The following is an 18,712-nucleotide window of genomic DNA, read 5'->3' on the forward strand; positions in this document are numbered from 1 at the left end:
GTTGATAGGCCAGATATGGAAGCCTGGTAACGGGTGGAGTTGACTGGTACTAATAGGCCGAGGGCTTGTCCTCAGTTGCTCGCGTCCACTGTGTTGGTTCTGAAACCACGAACAACCCCACGTCTGTCACAGAGCGTGGTGCGGTTGAGTTGTTTCATAGTGTTTCGGTGGTCATAGCGTGAGGGAAACGCCCGGTTACATTCCGAACCCGGAAGCTAAGCCTTACAGCGCCGATGGTACTGCAGGGGGGACCCTGTGGGAGAGTAGGACGCCGCCGAACAAATATTGAGAGAGCTGGTCCCCGAATTTCGGTTCGGGGACCAGCTCTTTTTTGTTGGGCGTCACTTGGAGTTCACATTGCGCGACCAGGATCCGCGCCATGGGTACCGTTGGAATGCTCAGGGCCGCGGGTGTCGGCGCCGGTGACGAAGTGGTCGTGCCGGCTTTCGGGAACCCGGAGGTCGCTCAGGCGGTGAGCCTGGCAGGGGCTGTGCCGGTGTTCGCCGACATAGACCCGGTGACGTACTGCCTGGATGCCTCGGCTGTCGAGGCCGCGGTGACGTCTCGGACGGTGGCTGCGGTCGTCGTGCATCGCTTCGGGCGGTCCGCCGACATCGTGGCGCTGCGTCAAGTCGGTCAGCGGCATGGGCTGTTGGTGCTGGAACAGGGGGAGTCTGCGACGCCGTACAGCGAGTTGGGGGAGCGTCGCCAGAGGGCCGCGTATCTCAGTGCGAAGCTGAAGGGCGTACGGACTCCCGAAGGGTGTGACGGGCACACCTTCCAGCAGTACGTCGTACGGGTGCCCGGGAACGGGCGGCCGGATCGGGACGCCTTCGCGCGGGCCGTACGGGCCAAGGGAGTCGAGTGCAGTGTGCCGGTGAAGACGCCGGTGCACCGGATGCCCGGGTTCCGGCGGGACGTATGTCTGCCGGAGACCGAGCGGGCCGCAGACGAGACGCTGGCGTTGCCCATCGGCGGCGAGATGTCTCGGCGGGAACTGCAGCGACTGGTGTCCGCGTGCAATGCGCTCGGCGGGCCGCTGCAGCCGGCCTTCTAGGTCTCTTGATGTGCGGGGTTACTCGGGGGCGCGGGGGCGCGGGGAGCTGTAGGCAGTGCGCTGGGTGGTTCGAAGCGTCCGCCGGTTCGGGGTATGATCTATCTCGTTGCCGCGGGGGAAACCTCGGACAGGTGACAGGCCCCTATAGCTCAGTCGGTAGAGCGTCTCCATGGTAAGGAGAAGGTCAACGGTTCGATTCCGTTTGGGGGCTCAGCCAAAAGGCCCCGCCCGATTGGGCGGGGCCTTTGTCGTGTCCGGAGTCAGTCCGTCTGGAGGCCCGGGACGCGCATCGCCAGGATGGCCATGTCGTCGGAGGGAGCGTCGGAGGCGAAGCGTTCGACCGCGCGCATGACGCGGGCCGCGACCGCGCCCGCCGTGAGGCCTGTGCAGTTGGTGAGGACCTCCGTGAGGCCGTCGTCGCCCAACATGCGGGTGCCTTCCCGGCGTTCGGTGACGCCGTCCGTGACACAGAGGAGGACGTCGCCGGGGTCGAGGGTGACCGTCTGCTCGTACAGCTCCAGGTCCTCCATGACGCCGAGCAGAGCCTGGGGTTCGGCGGCGGGCTCGACCGTGCCGTCCTGGCGGAGGCGCAGCGGGAGCGGGTGGCCGGCGCAGACGACCTTCAGTACGGCGCTGCCGTCCTCCTGGGGCCACAGCTCGCCGTACAGGAGCGTCAGGAAGCGGCTGCGTGCGCCCTCGTCGATGATCGCGGAGTTGAGGCGCTCCAGGACCGCCGGGCCGCCGTAGCCCTCACGGGCCAGCAGGCGCAGGGCGTGGCGGGCCAGGCCGGTGACCGCGGCGGCCTCCGGGCCGGTGCCGCAGACGTCGCCGATGGCGAAGCCGTACGCGCCGTCGCGGATGGGGAAGAGGTCGTAGAAGTCGCCGCCCACCTCGTTGCCCTCGCCGGCCGCGCGGTAGATGACCTCGACCTCGACGCCGTCGATCAGGGGGAGCTCGGGCGGGAGGAGGCTGCGCTGGAGGGACTGGCTGATGGCCACGCGCTCCGAGTACAGGCGGGCGTTGTCCAGGGCGAGGGCGGCCCGGCGGGAGAGGTCCTCCGCCAGCTCCAGGATCTCCTGGCGGAAGTGCTCGTCCGTGGGCTTGCCGAGGGTCAGCATGCCGATGACACGGTTGCGGGCCACGAGCGGGAGTACGACGGTCTCGCCGCCCACCGCCGAGGCTGTCGCCAGCGTCGTGCCGATGCCCGAGCTGACCGTGGCGGGTTCGCCCAGGCCCAGGCTGCGCATGGAGGTGCGCAGGGCCGCCTGGTGGGCCGCCTCGGCGGGGGCCGTCCAGACGCGGGCGCCCGGTGTGGGGATGGGCTCCGGCGGGCGGATCTTGGAGAGGAGGGCCTTGAGGCCGTCGATGAGGTCCTCGTCCTCGTGCAGCACGTAACTGAGGTAGGGGTCCGAGGCCTGGTCGGCGATCGTGTAGACCGCGCACCAGGTGGCGAGGGTCGGGATCGTCATCTGGGCCATGAGGGCCAGGGTCTGGTCGCGGTCCAGGGTGCCTGCCAGGAGGTCGGAGGCTTCCACCAGGAAGCTCAGCGATCCGCGGCGCAGACGCTCCAGCTCGCCCAGACGGGCCGACTCGACAGCCAGGGCGATGCGGTCGGCGGCGAACTGGAGGCGCAGGGCCTCCTCGTTGGAGTACCGGCCCTGGGACTCGGCGGCGACGCCCAGGGAGCCTGTGAGGCGGCCCTCGACCTTGAGGGGGACCGTGACGACCGAGCGCATGCCCGTGCCGTTGAGGAGGGGGACGGCGCCAGGGACGGCCGTGAGGTCGTCGTGGACGGCGGGCATGCGGGCGGAGCCGTAGCGGCCTGGGCCGGCGTCGACGGGGACGCGGGCGAAGCGCTGGCGGGCCGAGGGGAGGCCCGTGGAGGCCCGTACCTCCAGCTCGGTCTCGTCGTCCGTGGCCAGGAGCAGGAAGGCGGAGTCGCCGTCGAGCATGTCGCGGGCGCGTTCGACCGTGCGCTGGAGGAGGCCGTCGAGGTCGTCTGGGGCGGGGGAGCCGATGAAGAGCTCGAAGGGGTCCGTGGCCTGGCCGTCGCCGGAACCGGAGCCGTCACCGGCCGGCATGCGGATCGGGGTCTGGAGGACGGCGCGCTCGTGGTCCCGTACGAGAAGGCAGACTGTGGAGGGGTCACCGGCCGCGTCGCGGACCCGGAGGTGGGAGGCGTAGACCGGAATCACACGGCCGTTGGCGCCGCGGATGCCGTAACTGCCCTCCCAGCGGGAGAGTTGGAGGGCCTCGGCGACGCCGGTGCTGGTGCCGGGGGTGTGCGGCCAGGCAGCGAGGTCGGTGAGAGGCTTGCCGATGACCTGGTCGGGGGCGTAGCCGAAGAGTTCCTCGGCGTCCTCGTTCCACGCGCCGATAGCGCCCGCGCGGTCGATCTGGACGACCGCGACGCGGACCCGGCCGTCGGCGAGCGGGAGCAGGTCGGCGGGGAGGGACGGGCCGGCCGAGCGGGTGCCCACCGGGCGGTCGGGGAGGTCGAGTTGGAACCAGACCTGCTTGTGCGTGGACGTGTATTCGACGCCCCAGCGGGAGGCCATCGCCGCGCACAGCTGGAGGCCCCGGCCGCCCTCGCGGTCCGGGCTGCCCATGTTGATGTGGCTGCCCTGGAGGGGGATCTCACGTTCGGGGTATCTGTCGGCGACCTCGATGCGTACGCCGTCGTCCGCGCGGAGACAGAGGACGTCGGCGTTGGTGCCGGCGTGGACGACCGCGTTGGTGACGAGTTCGCTGGTGAGGACCACCGCGTCGTCCACGATGTCGGCGAAGCCCCAGCCCTGGAGGGTGTCGCGGACGAACGAGCGGGCGATCGCGACGGATCGTGAGACGGCAGTGAAGCTGGCGGCCGCGCGCGCGGTGATCACAGAACTCCTTGTCCGGTTCTCGACGTGCGGGGATCCTGGGACGGCCTCCTGCCGTGGCAGAGGCTGGTACTCCGTCGGCCTGGGGTCCTGGGGGGTCTCCCCAGGATGCAGTCCGGTGGTCATGGTGCGGCCGCCCCTCCGATGCCTGCCCGCTCGTGCTCGTGCGCCACCGCCCAGGCCGGACGGGACCGGCATGGCTGGACAGCCGCATGCAAGGTTACTTACCTTCGCCGTCCATGCGGATGCCGGTCGTCTGTGTTTCCGTCCGGAGGTGTGCGGACCGTGTGCGAAGCTGCCGAACTGTTATGGCCTGGTTCAGCCATGGTGAAACACTGGGCAGGCTTCCGGGAGAAGGTCGAGCAAAGCCGAGTACCTTCCCAGTGCGCCGGGGAGTGGCACCCGGCCCGCTGAGCAGAAGTATCCGAGTACGAAGTGGTACGAGTGGTACGAGCAGTGTGAGCAGTACGAAGCGTTCGATCACGGCGAAGTACGTCTAGCAGGAACGGTCGACCCTTGCGGGAGGGGACACAGTGGAGTCTGGCGCAGCGACGCGGGGCACTAAGGCGCGCGCGAAAGGCGGACAGTCCCTAGGTGACCAGCGCACATCACGTAAACCGCGCAATGGGACCACGACCGTGGACACGGCTGCCCTGAACCGGCTGCTCACGGCGCTGGAGGCGATGCGGGACGGCAACTTCCGCAAGCGGCTGACCGTCTCGGGCGACGGTGTCATGTCCGAGGTCGCCGCCGTCTTCAACGAGGTGGCGGACCGGAACATGCACCTGACCGGCGAGTTGTCGCGGGTGCGGCGCGTGGTGGGGCGTGAGGGCAAACTCACCGAGCGGTTGGAGACGGGCGCCACCGAAGGGTCCTGGGCGGCCGCTATCGACGCCTCGAACGCGCTGGTCGACGACCTCGTACGGCCTGTCTCCGAGGTCAGCCGGGTGCTGTCGGCCGTCGCGGACGGTGATCTGTCGCCGCGCATGGAGCTGCGGACGCAGGCGCCGGACGGGAGCGGGCACCCGCTGCGCGGGGAGTTCCTGAAGGTCGGACGTACGGTCAACAACCTGGTCGACCAGCTGTCGACGTTCACCGACGAGGTCACGCGGGTGGCCAGCGAGGTGGGCACCGAGGGGAAGCTGGGCGGGCAGGCCAAGGTGCGCGGCATGTCCGGTTCGTGGAAGGACCTGACGGAGTCCGTCAACACGATGGCGTACCGGCTCACCGCACAGGTGAGGGACATCGCGCTGGTGACGACCGCGGTCGCGAAGGGTGACTTGTCCCGGAAGGTCACGGTTCACGTGGCCGGCGAGATGCTGGAGCTGAAGGAGACCGTCAACACGATGGTCGACCAGCTCTCCGCGTTCTCCTCCGAGGTGACCCGAGTCGCCCGTGAGGTGGGCACGGACGGGCAGCTCGGTGGTCAGGCCGAGGTGCCGGGTGTGGCGGGTGTGTGGAAGGAGCTCACCGATTCGGTGAACACCATGGCCGGGAATCTCACCGCGCAGGTGCGGGGGATCGCCCAGGTCACCACCGCGGTCGCCAACGGCGATCTGTCGCAGAAGGTCACCGTGCCCGCACGCGGTGAGGTCGCCAAGCTCGCCGAGACCATCAACCAGATGACCGAGACGCTGCGGATCTTCGCCGACGAGGTCACCCGTGTCGCCAACGAGGTCGGTGCCGAGGGCCGGCTGGGCGGTCAGGCGCAGGTGCCGGGCGCGGCGGGAACGTGGAAGGACCTCACCGATTCGGTGAACACGGTGTTCCGGAACCTCACCATTCAGGTGCGGGACATCGCGGCGGTGACCACCGCGGTCGCCAACGGCGACCTCTCGCAGAAAGTCACCGTGGACGTGGCCGGCGAAATGCTGGAGTTGAAGAACACCGTCAACGGGATGGTCGACCAGCTCTCGTACTTCGGTGACGAGGTCACGAGGGTGGCCAACGAGGTCGGTGCCGAGGGCCGGCTGGGCGGTCAGGCGCAGGTGCCGGGCGCGGCCGGTACGTGGAAGGACCTGACGGACTCCGTCAACACCGCGTTCCGAAATCTCACCGGACAGGTGAGGAACATCGCGGCGGTGACGACGGCCGTGGCCAACGGCGACCTCTCGCAGAAGGTCACCGTCGATGTCGCGGGCGAGATGCTCGAACTGAAGAACACCGTGAACACGATGGTGGACCAGCTGTCGTCGTTCGCCGACCAGGTGACGCGGATGGCCCGGGACGTGGGCACGGAGGGCCGTCTCGGCGGTCAGGCCCGCGTGGACGGCGTGTCCGGTACGTGGAAGGAACTCACCGACTCCGTCAACTCGATGGCGTCCAACCTCACCGGCCAGGTGCGGAACATCGCGCAGGTGACGACGGCCGTGGCGCGGGGCGACCTGTCCCAGAAGATCGACGTCGACGCGCGCGGCGAGATCCTGGAGCTGAAGAACACCATCAACACGATGGTGGACCAGTTGTCGTCCTTCGCGGACCAGGTGACCCGGGTCGCCCGGGACGTGGGCACGGAGGGCCGCCTCGGCGGTCAGGCGCAGGTGCCCGGGGTCGCCGGTGTGTGGCGCGACCTCACCGAGTCCGTGAACGGCATGGCGGGCAACCTGACCGGCCAGGTCCGCAACATCGCGCAGGTCGCCACGGCGGTGGCCCGCGGCGACCTCTCCCAGAAGATCACCGTGGACGCGCGCGGCGAGATCCTGGAGCTGAAGAACACGCTGAACACGATGGTGGACCAGCTGTCGTCCTTCGCGGAGGAGGTCACCAGGGTCGCCCGCGAGGTGGGTACGGAGGGCCAGCTCGGTGGTCAGGCCGAGGTGCAGGGTGTCTCCGGCACCTGGAAGGACCTCACGCAGTCGGTGAACTTCATGGCGAACAACCTGACGATCCAGGTGCGTCAGATCGCCGAGGTCACGACCGCGGTCGCCAAGGGCGACCTGTCGAAGAAGATCACCGTGGACGCGAAGGGCGAGATCCTCGAACTCGTCACCACCGTCAACACGATGGTCGACCAGCTGTCTTCCTTCGCCGAGCAGGTGACCCGGGTGGCCCGCGAGGTGGGCACCGAGGGCATCCTCGGCGGCCAGGCGCACGTGCCGGGCGTCACCGGCATCTGGAAGGACCTCAGCGGCAATGTGAACCTGATGGCCAAGAACCTGACCATGCAGGTGCGGAACATCTCCCAGGTCGCGGCGGCCGTCGCCAACGGCGACCTGACCCGTACGGTGACGATCGAGGCTGCCGGTGAGGTCGCGCAGCTCGCCGACACCTTCAACAGCATGGTGAAGACGCTGAGTTCCTTCGCCGACCAGGTCACCAAGGTGGCCCGTGAGGTGGGCACGGACGGGATCCTGGGCGGCCAGGCGCACGTGCCGGGTGTGGCGGGCACGTGGAAGGACCTCACCGAGTCCGTGAACTCGATGGCGTCCAACCTCACCGGACAGGTCCGCAACATCGCGATGGTGACGACCGCCATCGCCAAGGGCGACCTGACCAAGAAGATCGACATCGACGCGCGCGGCGAGATCCTTGAGCTCAAGACCACCATCAACACGATGGTCGACCAGCTGTCGTCCTTCGCCGAGGAGGTCACCCGGGTGGCCCGCGAGGTGGGTACCGAGGGGCAGCTGGGCGGTCTGGCGCGCGTGCGGGACGTCGACGGCACCTGGCGGGACCTCACCGAGTCGGTGAACGAGATGGCCGGGAACCTGACCCGGCAGGTGCGCGCCATCGCGCGCGTGGCCACCGCGGTGACCCGGGGCGATCTGAACCTCAAGATCGACGTCGACGCGTCCGGCGAGATCAAGGAGCTGCAGGACTACATCAACAAGATGATCGCCAACCTGCGCGACACCACGATCGCCAACCAGGAGCAGGACTGGCTCAAGGGCAACCTCGCCCGGATCTCGGCCCTGATGCAGGGCCGCCGGGACCTCGACGACGTGGCCTCGCTGATCATGAGCGAGCTGACGCCGGTGGTGTCCGCGCAGCACGGCGCGTTCTTCCTCGCGCTGCCGTTCCTCGACGGCAAGGACCTGGCCCCGGACAACGACGACCAGTACGAGCTGCGCATGCTCGGCTCGTACGGCTACTCCATGGGCTCCATGCCGACGTCGTTCCGGCCCGGTGAGGCGCTGGTCGGGACGGCCGCGAAGGAGAAGCGCACGATCCTGGTGGAGAACGCCCCGAGCGGCTATCTGAAGATCTCCTCCGGGCTGGGTGAGGCTCCGCCCGCGCAGGTCATCGTGCTGCCGGTGCTCTTCGAGGGGACCGTGCTCGGGGTCATCGAGCTGGCGTCGTTCACACCGTTCACGCAGATCCAGAAGGACTTCCTGAGCCAGATCGCGGAGATGATCGCGACGAGCGTGAACACCATCTCCGTCAACACCAAGACCGAGGTGCTGCTGAAGCAGTCGCAGGAGCTGACCGAGCAACTGCGTGAGCGGTCCGACGAGTTGGAGAACCGGCAGAAGGCCCTCCAGGCGTCCAACGCCGAACTGGAGGAGAAGGCCGAGCTGCTGGCCCGGCAGAACCGCGACATCGAGGTCAAGAACACCGAGATCGAGGAGGCGCGGCAGGTCCTGGAGGAGCGCGCCGAGCAGCTCGCGGTCTCCATGCGCTACAAGAGCGAGTTCCTCGCGAACATGTCACACGAGCTGCGCACGCCGCTCAACTCGTTGCTGATCCTCGCCAAGCTGCTCGCCGACAACGCCGAGTCGAATCTGACGCCCAAGCAGGTCGAGTTCGCCGAGACCATCCACGGGGCGGGTTCCGACCTGCTCCAGCTGATCAACGACATCCTGGACCTGTCGAAGGTCGAGGCGGGCAAGATGGACGTCTCGCCGACCCGTATCGCCCTCGTCCAGCTCGTCGACTACGTGGAGGCCACCTTCCGGCCGCTGACCGCGGAGAAGGGCCTCGACTTCTCCGTACGGGTCTCGCCGGAGCTGCCCGCCACGCTGCACACGGACGAACAGCGGCTGTTGCAGGTGCTGCGGAACCTGCTGTCCAACGCGGTGAAGTTCACCGACTCCGGGGCTGTGGAGCTGGTCATCCGGCCGGCCGGCGCGGATGTGCCGGTGGCCATCAAAGAGCAGCTGCTGGAGGCGGGCTCGCTGCGGGACGCGGACGCCGGCATGATCGCGTTCTCGGTGACGGACACGGGCATCGGCATCGCGGCCAGCAAGATGCGGGTCATCTTCGAGGCGTTCAAGCAGGCGGACGGCACCACGAGCCGCAAGTACGGCGGGACTGGTCTGGGGTTGTCCATCTCGCGGGAGATCGCCCGGCTGCTGGGCGGCGAGATTTACGCACAGAGCGAGCCCGGACGCGGCTCCACCTTCATCCTCTATTTGCCGCTGCACCCGAGCGAACTGCCCCCGCAGGGCTACGCGCACAACGCGCCCGCCGCGCTGGAGGCGGGGGAGCTGCTGGCCTCCGAGAACGAGCTGGCCGAGCGCACCGAGACGCCGGCCGAGGTGAAGTCGTACCGGGAGACCCAGAGCGGGGCCGCCGCGCTCTTCAGGCGGCGCCGCAGGTCCGTGTCGGCCGGCTCCCCGTCCGCCCTGTACCAACAGGGCAACGGGCAGGCGCAGGAGCACTGGGCGCAGCAGGCCGCCCAGGAGGCGGCATCGCAGTCGCGCCCGACGGTCCGCTTCGACGGCGAGAAGGTGCTCATCGTCGACGACGACATCCGCAACGTGTTCGCGCTCACCAGCGTCCTGGAGCAGCACGGCCTGTCCGTGCTGTACGCCGAGAACGGCCGTGAGGGCATCGAGGTCCTGGAGCAGCACGACGACGTGACGGTCGTTCTGATGGACATCATGATGCCTGAGATGGACGGATACGCGACGACCACGGCGATCCGCCGGATGCCCCAGTTCGCCGGACTGCCGATCATCGCGCTGACGGCCAAGGCGATGAAGGGTGACCGGGAGAAGGCGATCGATTCGGGAGCCTCGGACTATGTGACGAAACCGGTCGATCCGGATCATCTGCTGTCGGTCATGGAGCAGTGGATGCGGAGTGAGTGACCGGGAGTGCGGCAGGTGGTCACAACCCGTTGGGCGGCGCACGGAGTTGCTGACTGAGTGTGGCCGAGGTCGTGTAGAAACGCGGGAATCGGGGAACCTTCTGGTCCCCTGCTGCGTTTCTGCTACGAGCACAGTGACATCATGGTGACAGGGTGTGGCGACAGGCGGGGTGCGGCTACGATGACCGGCACAAGGACGGGTGGCGCGAGGGAGTCGTCCCCTGGGGTGACGCCGAGTGGTGTCACGTCGAGTCCTGTGGACAGGGGAGGCCCCAAGCCGGGGCGAGGAGGGCGGGCCATGGTGCAGAAGGCCAAGATCCTCCTGGTCGATGACCGGCCGGAGAATCTGTTGGCGCTGGAGGCCATCCTCTCCGCGCTCGATCAGACACTGGTGCGGGCATCGTCCGGGGAGGAAGCGCTCAAGGCGCTGTTGACGGACGACTTCGCGGTCATTCTGCTGGACGTCCAGATGCCGGGAATGGACGGTTTCGAAACAGCCGCGCACATCAAGCGGCGTGAACGGACCCGGGACATCCCGATCATTTTCCTCACCGCCATCAACCACGGACCGCACCACACGTTCCGTGGGTACGCGGCGGGTGCGGTCGACTACATCTCGAAGCCGTTCGACCCATGGGTGCTGCGCGCCAAGGTCTCGGTGTTTGTCGAGCTGTACATGAAGAACTGCCAGCTCAGGGAGCAGGCGGCGCTGCTGCGGCTCCAGTTGGAAGGTGGCGCCAAGGGCACCGCGGGCGGTTCCAAGGAGCCCTCCGGCGGCATTCTCGCCGAGCTCTCCGCGCGGCTCGCGGCTGTCGAGGAACAGGCGGAGGCGCTGTCCAAACAGCTCGACGACGACTCCGCGGACGCGGCCGCCGTGGCCACCGCGGCCCATCTCGAACGCAAACTGACGGGCCTGCGCAGGGCGCTGGACGCCTTGGAGCCGGGCACGGGCGGACCCTCGTCGGTGTCGTCGCAGAACTGAGCACGTTCCGGAGCGCGGGCCGGGGTCACGCAAGTGGCCCAGGCCCGTGCCCCGTTGTGACAGGTGGCCGTGCGGACTGAGGGCGTGCCAGGCCGGCCGTGTCAGCTTCGGGGCCTCAAGTGCGCGACACGAACGGGTGAAGCGGTAGGCACACGTGTCGGCTGTGGCCTCCACCGGTAACCTCACACTCATGGCCTCACGTCAGTCCGCAGCGAAGAAGCCGCCCGCGAAGAAGGCGGCCGCTCCGACGAAGGCTCCGGCGAAGAAGGCCCCCGCGAAGAAAACCGCCGCCAAGAAGGCACCCGCCAAGAAGGCGACGGCGAAGAAGACGGCCCCTCCGAAGCCGGCGCCCAACCCCACCGGAGGCGTGTACAGACTCGTACGCGCCATCTGGCTCGGTGCCGCGCACGCCGTCGGCGCCGTCTTCCGCGGCATAGGGCAGGGCGCGAGGGGTCTCGACCCGGCGCACCGCAAGGACGGCGTCGCGCTCCTGCTGCTCGCCCTCGCCCTGATCGTCGCCGCCGGCACCTGGTCCAATCTGCACGGCCCGGTCGGCGATCTCGTCGAGATGCTCGTGACCGGTGCCTTCGGCCGGCTCGACCTGCTCGTGCCGATACTGCTCGCGGTCATCGCCGTACGGTTCATCCGGCACCCCGAGAAACCCGACGCCAACGGCCGCATCGTCATCGGCCTGTCCGCGCTCGTCATCGGCGTGCTCGGACAGGTCCACCTCGCCTGCGGCTCGCCCGCCCGCAGCGTCGGCATGCAGGCGATAAAGGACGCCGGGGGGCTCATCGGCTGGGGCACGGCGACCCCGCTGACGTACACCATGGGCGACGCCCTCGCCGTGGCGATGCTCGTGCTGCTCTCGGTCTTCGGGCTGCTCGTCGTCACCGCGACGCCGGTCAACGCGATCCCGCAGCGGCTGCGGCTGCTCGGACAGAAGCTGGGCATCGTCGCGGACGACGAGGACGACGACGAGTACGGCGAGGACGACGCCCGCTACGCCGAGCAGTGGCGCGGTTCGCTGCCCGCGCGCCCCCGCAGGCGCGGCTCGGACCCCGAGCCGTACGACCCCGACGGCGCCGAGCAGGAGGCCCTCACCAGGCGCCGCCCGAGGCGCTCCGCGGTACGGCAGCCCGACCCGAATCGCCCGATGGACGCCGTGGACGTCGCCGCGGCCGCCGCCGCAGCGCTCGACGGGGCCGTGCTGCACGGGATGCCACCGTCGCCGGTGGTCGCCGACCTCACCCAGGGCGTGAGTGTGGGGGACCGCGAGGAGACCACCCCCGTTCCGGCCGCGCGCAGCAAGACGCCCAAGCAGGAACCCCCGGCCGCCAAGCCGCCCAAGGGCGCCCGGCAGGACACCCTGGTGCCGGACCTCACCAAGCAGGCCCCCGACGCGCCCCGCGAGCTGCCGCCGCGCGCCGAACAGCTCCAGCTCTCCGGCGACATCACCTACTCCCTGCCCTCGCTCGACCTCCTGGAGCGGGGCGGCCCCGGCAAGACACGCAGCGCCGCCAACGACGCCATAGTGGCCTCCCTCTCGAACGTGTTCTCCGAGTTCAAGGTCGACGCCTCCGTCACCGGCTTCACCCGCGGGCCGACGGTCACCCGCTACGAGGTCGAGCTGGGCCCGGCGGTCAAGGTCGAGCGGATCACCGCGCTGACCAAGAACATCGCCTACGCCGTCGCCAGCCCGGACGTACGGATCATCAGCCCGATCCCCGGCAAGTCGGCCGTCGGCATCGAGATCCCCAACACCGACCGCGAGATGGTCAACCTCGGCGACGTACTGCGCCTCGCGGACGCGGCCGAGGACGACCACCCGATGCTGGTCGCGCTCGGCAAGGACGTCGAGGGCGGCTATGTGATGGCCAATCTGGCGAAGATGCCGCATGTGCTCGTCGCAGGTGCGACCGGCTCGGGTAAATCGTCGTGTATCAACTGCCTGATCACCTCCGTCATGGTCCGCGCGACCCCCGAGGACGTCCGCATGGTCCTCGTCGACCCCAAGCGCGTCGAGCTGACCGCGTACGAGGGCATCCCGCACCTCATCACGCCGATCATCACCAACCCCAAGCGGGCCGCCGAGGCGCTCCAGTGGGTAGTGCGCGAGATGGACCTGCGCTACGACGACCTGGCCGCGTTCGGCTACCGGCACATCGACGACTTCAACGAGGCCATCCGGAACGGCAAGGTCAAGCTGCCCGAGGGCAGTGAGCGAGAGCTGTCCCCGTACCCGTACCTGCTGGTGATCGTGGACGAGCTGGCCGACCTGATGATGGTCGCGCCGAGGGACGTCGAGGACGCGATCGTGCGCATCACGCAGCTCGCGCGCGCGGCCGGCATCCATCTGGTGCTCGCCACACAGCGGCCGTCCGTGGATGTCGTCACCGGTCTGATCAAGGCGAACGTGCCCTCGCGGCTCGCCTTCGCCACCTCCTCGCTCGCCGACTCGCGCGTCATCCTCGACCAGCCCGGCGCCGAGAAACTGATCGGCAAGGGCGACGGGCTGTTCCTGCCGATGGGGGCGAACAAACCGACCCGTATGCAGGGCGCGTTCGTGACCGAGGGTGAGGTCGCGGCGATCGTCCAGCACTGCAAGGACCAGATGGCGCCCGTCTTCCGGGACGATGTCACCGTGGGCACCAAGCAGAAGAAGGAGATCGACGAGGAGATCGGCGACGACCTCGACCTGCTGTGCCAGGCGGCCGAACTGGTCGTCACCACGCAGTTCGGTTCGACCTCCATGCTCCAGCGCAAGCTGCGCGTCGGCTTCGCCAAGGCCGGGCGGCTGATGGACCTCATGGAGTCGCGGGGCATCGTGGGGCCGAGCGAGGGCTCCAAGGCACGTGACGTTCTTGTGAAACCCGACGAGCTGGACGGCGTACTGGCCGTGATCCGGGGGGAGACTGAGGCGTAAGGCCGCAAGCGGGATCGCGGAGGGGCGCACGGCAGGGAAAACCGGTTGTCCGACGGGCGGAACGCGGATGCAATTACGGCATCCAGGTATTCGAACGTGACTCACCCGTAAGGAAATAGTGAGCAACCGTTTCCCCTCGGCGTACGTCAAGTTGGACGAGGGGACAGCCTCGTGCCCCACCCTCACCACCAGCAGGATGTCCGGCCATTCTGATGGCGTACAAAGTCCACCGCCCGGTTGCCCCACCCTTTCGTACCCCCCCTAGACTGAACCTCCAGCACAGGTGGCTACACGCTCGAAAGGCGCCCCCGTGTCCATCGGCAACTCCCCTGACGGCAACTTCCCCGAAGACGAGCGTCCGTTCGAAGACGACCGTGACGAACGCTCGGCGGAACGCCCCTCGATCGGCCGTGCCCTCCAACAGGCACGCATCGCGGCCGGGCTGACCGTCGACGACGTCAGCAACGCCACCCGGGTCCGCATGGCCATCGTGCACGCGATCGAGCAGGACGACTTCGCCTCCTGCGGTGGCGACGTCTACGCGCGCGGTCACCTCCGCACCCTCGCACGCGCTGTGGGCATCGACCCCGTCCCGCTGCTCGCGCAGTTCGACGAGGCCCACGGCGGGCGGCCTGCGCCGACCCCGGCGGCCCCGCTGTTCGAGGCGGAGCGGATCCGTCCCGAGCGGCGTGGCCCCAACTGGACCGCCGCCATGGTCGCCGCGATCGTCGCGGTGATCGGCTTCGTCGGGTTCACCGCGTTCAACGGCAACGACGACGGCGACACCACGCAGGTCGCCGAGGGCTCCACGCCGACCACCAGCAAGCCCGCCTCGCCCACGCCCAAGGCCGACAAGCCCGACGCCGACCCGAAGCCCGACCCGACCGACAGCGCCATCGCGGCCGCGCCTCGTGGCAAGGTGACCGTCCAGGTCAGTGCCGCCGACGGCCGCAGCTGGATCTCCGCCAAGGACCACAACGGCCGGCTTCTGTGGGACGGCCTGCTCAAGCAGGGCCAGTCCAAGACCTTCCAGGACAGCTCCAAGATCGACCTCGTCCTCGGTGACGCCGGGGCCATCCAGCTCTACGTCAACGGCAAGAAGATCGAGGACGACTTCCAGCCCGGCCAGGTCGAACGCCTGACCTATACGAAGGGCGACCCCGAGGTCGGCTGACCCTTCGGATCGCGCCGGGGGCAGGCACAGACACCACAGAGGGAAACGCGGGTACGGGGTTGGCCAAGATCGGCCAACCCCGTCGACGTGGGCTGTCAGTGGGACGAAGTAGTCTTGAGCCCATGCCTGAACGCCGTACCGTCGCACTCGTCACTCTTGGCTGCGCCCGTAACGAGGTGGACTCGGAGGAGCTCGCAGGCCGCTTGGAGGCGGACGGCTGGGAGCTCGTCGAGGACGCCGAGGAAGCGGACGTCGCGGTCGTCAACACCTGTGGCTTCGTCGAGGCCGCCAAGAAGGACTCCGTCGACGCGCTCCTGGAGGCCAACGACCTCAAGGGGCACGGCAGGACCCAGGCCGTCGTGGCGGTCGGTTGTATGGCCGAGCGGTACGGCAAGGAGCTCGCCGAGGCGCTGCCCGAGGCCGACGGCGTGCTCGGCTTCGACGACTACGCGAACATCTCCGACCGCCTCCAGACCATCCTGAACGGCGGCATCCACGCCTCGCACACCCCCCGCGACCGGCGCAAGCTGCTGCCGATCAGCCCGGCCGAGCGCCAGGACTCCGCGGCCGAGGTCGCGCTTCCGGGGCACGCCCCCGCCGATCTTCCGGAAGGCCTCGCTCCGGCTTCCGGGCCGCGCTCACCGCTGCGCCGCCGTCTGGACGGCTCGCCCGTCGCCTCTGTGAAGCTCGCCTCCGGCTGCGACCGCCGTTGCTCCTTCTGCGCCATCCCGTCCTTCCGCGGCTCCTTCATCTCGCGCCGGCCCTCGGATGTGCTGAACGAGACACGGTGGCTGGCCGAGCAGGGCGTCAAGGAGGTCATGCTGGTCTCCGAGAACAACACCTCGTACGGCAAGGACCTGGGCGACATCCGGCTGCTGGAGTCCCTGCTGCCCGAGCTCGCCGCGGTCGACGGCATCGAGCGGGTGCGCGTGAGCTATCTCCAGCCCGCCGAGATGAGGCCCGGCCTCATCGACGTGCTCACTTCCACACCCAAGGTCGTGCCCTATTTCGACCTGTCCTTCCAGCACTCCGCCCCCGCCGTGCTGCGCTCGATGCGCCGCTTCGGCGACACCGACCGCTTCCTGGAACTGCTCGACACCATTCGCGCCAAGGCCCCCGAGGCCGGCGTGCGGTCCAACTTCATCGTGGGCTTCCCCGGCGAGACCGAGGACGACCTCGCGGAGCTGGAGCGGTTCCTGAACGGCGCGAGACTGGACGCGATCGGTGTCTTCGGGTACTCCGACGAGGAGGGCACCGAAGCGGCGACGTACGAGAACAAGCTGGCCGAGGACGTCGTCGCCGAGCGGCTCGCCCGGGTTTCGCGGCTGGCCGAGGAACTGGTCTCGCAGCGTGCCGAGGAGCGCGTCGGGCAGACCGTGCGCGTGCTGGTGGAGTCGGTCGGCGGCGACGAGGGCGCGTACGGCCGCGGTGCTCACCAGGCGCCCGAGACGGACGGCCAGGTGCTGTTCACGAGCGGCGAGGAGCTGAGCGTCGGCCTTATGGTCGAGGCGAAGGTGGTCGGCACGGAAGGCGTCGACCTGGTGGCCGAGGTGCTTCCGGGTTCACTCGGCTCCCTCGCGTGTACTGAGGAGGCGGCCAGATGACGGGAGTCCCGGCATCCGCGGCGGGCGGCACCTCCGGCGCCAAGGGCGCGACGAGCGCCTCCGGCGTCACCGGCGCCCCGAGCGCTGCCGGAGAAACGCGGCCCGTGCGTGGCGGGAAGCTGGGAGCTGCCGCCGTCAACCAGGCCAGCCTCTGGAACATCGCGAACATCCTGACCATGGTCCGCCTGGTCCTCGTGCCGGGCTTCGTCGTGCTGATGCTCATGGACGGCGGGTACGACCCGGTCTGGCGGGCCTGGGCGTGGGCCGCCTTCGCCGTCGCCATGATCACCGACGTCTTCGACGGCCACCTGGCCCGGACGTACGACCTCGTCACCGACTTCGGGAAGATCGCCGACCCCATCGCCGACAAGGCGATCATGGGTGCCGCGCTGATCTGTCTGTCGTCCCTCGATGATCTGCCGTGGTGGGTGACGGGAGTCATCCTCGGCCGGGAACTCGGGATCACGGTCCTGCGTTTCATCGTCATCCGGTACGGAGTCATCCCGGCGAGCCGCGGCGGCAAGCTGAAGACCCTGACCCAGGGCATCGCCGTCGGGATGTACGTCCTGGCGCTGGAGGGGCCCCTGGCCACCCTGAGGTGGTGGGTGATGGCCGCGGCGGTCATCTTGACCGTCGTCACCGGACTCGACTATGTGAGACAGGCCATTGTGCTGCGGCGTCGCGGAACCTCCGAGCGCGAAGCCGCGGCGGAGGGAGCGGAGCGTTGACTTCCACGGCCGCCGAAGTGCTGCGACTACTGACAGTGAGGGGAGAGACGCTCGCCGTCGCCGAGTCGCTGACCGGCGGTCTGGTCGCGGCCGCGATCACCGCGGCCCCGGGGTCCTCCAAGGCCTTCCGCGGCTCGGTCACCGCGTACGCCACCGAGTTGAAGCACCAGTTGCTCGGTGTCGACGACACCCTCCTGGATCGGCGCGGAGCGGTGGATCCGCAGGTCGCGGCCCAGATGGCGGACGGCATCCGCAAGGCGCTCGGCGCCGACTGGGGAATTTCGACCACCGGCGTAGCAGGTCCCGAACCACAGGACGGCCGGCCCGTCGGCACGGTCTATGTCGCCGTCGCCGGGCCGTCGACGGCGGAATCCGGCGTATCAGGTGGCGGGAAAGTGTCGTCGTTGCGGTTGAACGGCGGCCGGACGGACATCCGTATGGAGAGTGTACGGAGCGTACTCGCACTGCTTCTTGAGGAGCTTGCGGGCGAACAGACCGGGAACGAGCGGGCACAGGATACGGAACAGAACGGGGGGACTTGATGTTTGCAGCCCTGAGTGAACACAACAGCGCTCCCCGCACGGCCGCAGCGCAAGGCGGTACGGTGGGGCGTGAAGGATGCGGCTACACGGTCCGAGGAGGGAGCCACCGATGATTCTGCTCCGTCGCCTGCTTGGTGACGTGTTGCGTCGGCAGCGCCAGCGCCAGGGCCGTACTCTGCGCGAAGTCTCCTCGTCCGCCCGAGTCTCACTCGGCTATCTCTCCGAGGTGGAGCGGGGGCAGAAGGAGGCTTCCTCCGAGTTGCTCTCCGCCATTTGCGACGCGCTGGACGTACGGATGTCCGAGCTCATGCGGGAAGTGAGCGACGACCTCGCCCTTGCCGAGCTGGCCCAGTCCGCAGCGGCCACCGAGCCGGTGCCAGCACCAGTGCGTCGACCGATGCTCAACTCCGTCTCAGTGGCCGGTGTGCCACCGGAGCGGGTCACGATCAAGGCGCCAGCCGAAGCGGTGGACGTCGTCGCGGCGTGATCGACCGCGAGTGTGTGCGTGAGGTCGGCGCGCGCCGGTGAAGAAGTAGAAGCGAAGCGGGAGCCCCGGGCGGGCCTCCAGGGAGACCTGGGGGTGCCGGCCGGGGCTTTTTGTGTCGCGCCCGGTCGTGGGGCGGCCCGGTGGTGCTGAGGCTCCCGTTTGCCGGGGGGGTGGTGTGCGGTCATGGTGGAGGGGCGGTATCGGGGGCGTGCGCGCGACTCGTTCGTACGGCCGCGCAGGGTTGTACGAGCGCACAGCGGCGTCGTACAGCGCACTGGGTCGTACGAGCGCACAGGCTCGCA

At 68.9% G+C, this 18,712-nt stretch carries 10 protein-coding genes, 1 tRNA gene and 1 rRNA gene; 11 read left to right on the forward strand and 1 reads right to left on the reverse strand.

Annotation, left to right across the window (positions count from 1 at the left end; translation table 11 throughout):
* The first annotated feature begins 163 nt into the window (after nt 1–163).
* The 3 genes from rrf (at nt 164) to ACFU53_RS16325 (ending at nt 1,268) form a co-directional block, all read left to right on the forward strand.
* Nucleotides 164–280 (forward strand): 5S ribosomal RNA (gene rrf, locus ACFU53_RS16315).
* A gap of 114 nt (nt 281–394) precedes the next feature.
* A complete protein-coding gene (locus tag ACFU53_RS16320) occupies nt 395–1,057 on the forward strand; it encodes a DegT/DnrJ/EryC1/StrS family aminotransferase (protein ID WP_383991918.1) in 663 nt (220 codons plus the stop codon).
* A 138-nt stretch (nt 1,058–1,195) separates the two neighbouring features.
* Nucleotides 1,196–1,268: transfer RNA gene (locus ACFU53_RS16325), tRNA-Thr, on the forward strand.
* Nucleotides 1,269–1,317: 49 nt separating this feature from the next.
* On the opposite strand, the gene ACFU53_RS16330 is transcribed toward ACFU53_RS16325, so the two are convergent.
* On the reverse strand, nt 1,318–4,062 hold the full coding sequence (locus tag ACFU53_RS16330; RefSeq protein ID WP_383991837.1) for a SpoIIE family protein phosphatase: 2,745 nt from the start codon (nt 4,060–4,062) through the stop codon (nt 1,318–1,320).
* 407 nt (nt 4,063–4,469) lie between these two features.
* On the opposite strand from ACFU53_RS16330, the gene ACFU53_RS16335 reads away from it, so the two are divergent.
* The 8 genes from ACFU53_RS16335 (at nt 4,470) to ACFU53_RS16370 (ending at nt 18,410) form a co-directional block, all read left to right on the forward strand.
* A complete protein-coding gene (locus tag ACFU53_RS16335; protein ID WP_383991840.1) occupies nt 4,470–9,968 on the forward strand; it encodes a HAMP domain-containing protein in 5,499 nt (1,832 codons plus the stop codon).
* Nucleotides 9,969–10,265: 297 nt separating this feature from the next.
* On the forward strand, nt 10,266–10,949 hold the full coding sequence (locus tag ACFU53_RS16340; protein ID WP_383991843.1) for a two-component system response regulator: 684 nt from the start codon (nt 10,266–10,268) through the stop codon (nt 10,947–10,949).
* A 190-nt stretch (nt 10,950–11,139) separates the two neighbouring features.
* A complete protein-coding gene (locus ACFU53_RS16345) occupies nt 11,140–13,875 on the forward strand; it encodes a DNA translocase FtsK (RefSeq protein ID WP_383991846.1) in 2,736 nt (911 codons plus the stop codon).
* A 310-nt stretch (nt 13,876–14,185) separates the two neighbouring features.
* Nucleotides 14,186–15,049: a helix-turn-helix domain-containing protein gene (locus ACFU53_RS16350; protein ID WP_383991849.1), complete on the forward strand. Its 864-nt coding sequence runs from the start codon at nt 14,186–14,188 to the stop codon at nt 15,047–15,049.
* A gap of 122 nt (nt 15,050–15,171) precedes the next feature.
* On the forward strand, nt 15,172–16,653 hold the full coding sequence (rimO, locus tag ACFU53_RS16355) for a 30S ribosomal protein S12 methylthiotransferase RimO (RefSeq protein WP_383991852.1): 1,482 nt from the start codon (nt 15,172–15,174) through the stop codon (nt 16,651–16,653).
* Nucleotides 16,650–17,381, forward strand: coding sequence for a CDP-diacylglycerol--glycerol-3-phosphate 3-phosphatidyltransferase (gene pgsA / locus ACFU53_RS16360; RefSeq protein ID WP_383991854.1), 732 nt, complete (start codon nt 16,650–16,652; stop codon nt 17,379–17,381). The genes rimO and pgsA overlap by 4 nt, the downstream gene beginning before the upstream one ends.
* Nucleotides 17,378–17,923, forward strand: a complete 546-nt coding sequence (locus ACFU53_RS16365) for a CinA family protein (RefSeq protein ID WP_383991857.1) — start codon at nt 17,378–17,380, stop codon at nt 17,921–17,923. Before pgsA ends, ACFU53_RS16365 begins: the two co-directional genes overlap by 4 nt.
* A 109-nt stretch (nt 17,924–18,032) precedes the next feature.
* Entirely contained in the window at nt 18,033–18,410 is a 378-nt protein-coding gene (locus ACFU53_RS16370; protein ID WP_383991859.1) for a helix-turn-helix domain-containing protein, read from the forward strand.
* Nucleotides 18,411–18,712 lie beyond the last annotated feature (302 nt).

This window comes from Streptomyces sp. NPDC057474 (genome assembly GCF_042802555.1).
Taxonomy (GTDB): Bacteria; Actinomycetota; Actinomycetes; order Streptomycetales; family Streptomycetaceae; genus Streptomyces.